This is a genomic window from Bartonella sp. MR30HLJHH, assembly GCF_042194195.1.
In the GTDB taxonomy this organism is placed as follows: Bacteria; Pseudomonadota; Alphaproteobacteria; order Rhizobiales; family Rhizobiaceae; genus Bartonella; species Bartonella grahamii.
In genome coordinates this window covers 1-3,604 of record NZ_JBHIMO010000049.1, presented here as the reverse complement: position 1 = coordinate 3,604, position 3,604 = coordinate 1, and the positions used below count along the sequence as shown (strand labels likewise).

3 protein-coding genes and 1 pseudogene are annotated in these 3,604 nt (G+C 43.1%); 2 read left to right on the top strand and 2 right to left on the bottom strand.

Annotated elements, in window-relative coordinates:
• Positions 1-239 precede the first annotated feature (239 nt).
• Together ACFIKR_RS08980 and ACFIKR_RS08975 are read left to right on the top strand one after the other, a co-directional pair.
• Positions 240-518, top strand: a complete 279-nt coding sequence (locus ACFIKR_RS08980; protein ID WP_375640091.1) for a type II toxin-antitoxin system RelE/ParE family toxin — start codon at positions 240-242, stop codon at positions 516-518.
• A 17-nt stretch (positions 519-535) separates the two neighbouring features.
• Complete coding sequence (locus ACFIKR_RS08975) at positions 536-823, top strand: HigA family addiction module antitoxin (RefSeq protein WP_126602638.1); 288 nt, start codon at positions 536-538, stop codon at positions 821-823.
• Between the two features lie 87 nt (positions 824-910).
• On the opposite strand, the gene ACFIKR_RS08970 is transcribed toward ACFIKR_RS08975, so the two are convergent.
• Entirely contained in the window at positions 911-2,293 is a 1,383-nt protein-coding gene (locus ACFIKR_RS08970) for a Bgr_08870 family protein (RefSeq protein WP_375659604.1), read from the bottom strand.
• Between the two features lie 13 nt (positions 2,294-2,306).
• A pseudogene (locus tag ACFIKR_RS08965) lies at positions 2,307-3,604 on the bottom strand (DUF4815 domain-containing protein); the annotation flags it as partial.

The window sequence follows — 3,604 nt, the reverse complement described above, 5'->3', positions numbered from 1 at the left end:
ACTCCAGAATTTGATAGAATGAAAACTCTTGTTTTGTTAATTGAAGCTTATGAAACAGAACACTATCCTGTTTCTCCTCCTCATCCTATTGAGGCTATTAAATTTAGAATGGAACAAATGAACTTAAGTGCTAAAGATCTTGTTCCTGCGATTGGTCATTTAAATCAATGATAAGGCATTTTATTAGGATTTATGAAATTTTTTCTTGTATTTGGTAACTATACACGATACAATATGTTATGATTTTGGGATTTAAACATAAAGGGCTTGAAGCCTTCTATAATACTGGCATTACAAAAGGAATTCAGTCTGCTCATACTCAAAAGTTAAGGCGTATTCTAGGTGCTCTTGACGTAGCTATATCACCAAATGATTTGAATTATCCGTCCTTTCGATTACATCCTCTAAAAGGTGATCTTAAGGGCTATTGGTCAATTACAGTAAATGGAAATTGGCGTGTAATATTCCGTTTTGTTGGTATAGATGTCGAATTGGTTGATTATCTAGATTATCATTAAATAAGGAGAGCTAAAAAATGATGAAAAACCCTCCACACCCTGGTGAACTCTTGCGTGAAGATGTAATCGCAGAACTTGGCTTATCTGTTAGTGAAACAGCCGAACGGCTTGGTATGTCTCGTGTAGCATTTTCTAGGGTTTTAAATGGGAAAGCCGCTATTAGTCCCAATCTCGCTATTAGGCTTGAAATGGCTGGTGTGAGTACTGCACGTGCTTGGCTAGCTATGCAGGCAAATTATGATTTAGCGCAAGCTCTAAAACATAAACAACCTAAAATACATCCTCTTTTCACGAGTTCTTGTTAGTTCCGTTCTATCGTATTGGAATGCTTTCTGAATGTAATATTATAGCTTAGTTTTGATCATCTTTCTCTTGTGGTTTTTTATAACCATTTATTCTTTCCATAATCTTATAAGAACAGCGCCATCAGCTCCAGCGCCGCTTGGAGAATCAGCTTTATGAGCACCAGCACCCCCACCACCAAAGCCACGCCCTGCTTTTCCTGAACTATAGGAACCTTGTCCCGTTCCTCCAGAGCCCCCCCTTGATGTATCACCCCCAGCATCACCGCCATTACCGCTTGTTTTTCCATTGTTTCCACTCGTTCCAGCACAACCATTTCCGCCTTTAGCAAGTCCTGGATGTTCGTCTGTTGCTAAACCAAAGTTTCCACCTGTACCTCCAGCGCCACCAGAGCCTGAATAGTAGTGAGTCGTACTACCAGTAATCGAGTGAGAGATACGGGCGTCAGCTCCCCCACCACCCTTTCCTCCGGTAGCGGTAATAAAATTTTTGCCAATGGTTGTTGTTTCTCCAGGCTTACCGCTTACAAAATTCTTTGCAATAGAAGCCCCTCCTTTACCAATTGTGATATCCTCGTGACCGTTTAAACTGACTTTATAGCCATACCAGACGGAACAACCACCACCTCCACCACCACCTCCTAATCCTATCCCAAATGCTCTACCACCACTACCGCCACCGCCCCATGCTTGGATCTCAACTTTGGTTTTATCGGTTACCCAATCTGGCCACTCAATTTTTCCATCCTGCGTATAGAGCAATTCAGCATCAGCAAGAGCCGGCCAATTCGTGATTTTATCGGTCAAATCTTTTTTAAGACTCTTTATTTGTGACAAAATGGCGGCATCCACTTGCGCTTTCGTATAAACAAGATCTCCATCGACGTTTAAAGGTCCTTTAAGCAAGCTACCACTCGCACTTAAGTTTGTGACCACTTCACCATTATGGGTGAGATTAAACGACGAATTACCTAACAGTTCTAAGCCACCACTCATAGTGACTTTGCTGGTAAATTTATTATAACTTCGCCATTCATTTGGGCTGGCTAAGCGACCATAGCTTGTGAGATCTTGATTGATCTTGGCTCTAAAATCATCAAGCCCCACAATATCTTCGGTTTTATGTTGATGTGCGCCAAGCAAAGATACAGCACTTCCAAAAGTGAAGTTATTATTGCTTGATTTATAGAGAACATAATTATTTGCGGCATCTTTTGCGCCTTCGATATCGCTTAAATCAGCAAATGAGAAAGTTTTATCCGCTGCCATTTTGCCTTTGAGAGCTGCTTCAAGATCTGCAACATCACTTATGCTATGCGTGTGCTGTAAAGGTGCCTTTCCCTCTACCTTTTCCTCAACATCTGCAATGGCTTGATCAATTTTGGTCAAGTTTTCCCGCAAGATTGGGAATTCAGAACTGATAAAGCGTCCTTCTTTCGGCAATTCCATGTCGAGTTTTTTGGTTTTTGTCATCTCTGTTCTCCCATCACAATATGCCGGCGCCAAAATCGCTCACCATTGACCGTGCCGCCGGTCCACCGGTAAGCGTGAGTTTCAAGCGCGCTTGTTTGGCTGTTTTGTCGCTGCTTACAAATTTGCGCTCTGTCCAAAGCGGCTCGGCAAGTTGTTCTGTTTCGTCGAGTTTCAAAGGGGTGAAAGCACCATCATCCAGTTGCATCTCGAGTGTAAAGGTTGCACCGCCCGGTAAAAAGGTTTTGATATAACTGGTCAGCCTTGCCTTTTCTCCAAAGGAAAAAGCACGGGTGACATAAGTGGCTTCCTTATGGATCTTTCCTGCAATCAATTGAACAGGAGCAAACAAGACAGGTGAAAGCTTTTCGGTGCCTTTGAGAATAGCGCGAAGCTTTACCTTTTCACTGATATATTCGGTAAGGCTGAGTAATTGAAAGGGAAGGAGTTGATAAACCGTGCCATTGTTTCGTTCAATTTCAAAGATGACAGAACACTCACTTGAAGGTAATTCAATGGCTGCGCGTATTTGCAAATCAGAACAATCAACAAGATCAAATGTGCCAAGATCAATGGTTTTTTCTGTTTGTGTGTAGCGGGCTGCCAACACACGAAAGGCTAAAGCCTCATCTTGATGGGCGGACCATGTCTGCGCATTGACAGAAGAAAAGCGTGGACCGGTCACGTAAGGGTGGCTCGAGACGTATCTCTGGTGTTCTGCATCAAAATCCCCAAGCTTTGCTAAAGAGACAGAATGATCAGCATCATCGGTTTTAATGACAAAAGCTGTTAAGCGGTCATCGGGGACAAGGAGTGGTACATCATAGCGTGCCTCTGCCCATCCTAGCTTTGCGCCCTTCATAGAATAAAAGCTTTGCGCTTGAATATCGGCGGTCGGATAGCCATTTTCAGTGGTGACCAAATCAATCACCAGATCATGGTTCTGATTGCCAATTTTACAAAGATGAAAGTCAATCCCTGTTATTTGCCGTGTTTCATCGGGGGTAAAAACTTGCGCTTGTGGGTCTACTTGCGTCCAGATTTTCACCGTGGTGGTGCGCCGCATCACTTTCACATCAATCACACCTTGCCCTGTAAAAAGACCCGTAGCAATGGTTCCACCTTTTCCCCGTGCCACAACATTTTTTGTACCAGCGGTAATGTTTTGTGGAATCTTAAAAGTGCCCTCAAGGGTGCCTTGTCTATCGGCAACAAGGCGGCTCGCTGGCAAGACATCCACACCATCAAAGGTAAGACTTTCCAAGATTTCGCTACTGCCAAAGCCTTCAATTTTAAAGTGAAGGGTAATTTGTC

Bases quoted from the DNA above. Each gene is read 5' to 3' on its own strand.
- ACFIKR_RS08980 (WP_375640091.1), top strand. From the start codon at position 240: ATGATTTTGGGATTTAAACATAAAGGGCTTGAAGCCTTCTATAATACT.
- ACFIKR_RS08975 (WP_126602638.1), top strand. From the start codon at position 536: ATGATGAAAAACCCTCCACACCCTGGTGAACTCTTGCGTGAAGATGTA.
- ACFIKR_RS08970 (WP_375659604.1), bottom strand. From the start codon at position 2,293: ATGACAAAAACCAAAAAACTCGACATGGAATTGCCGAAAGAAGGACGC.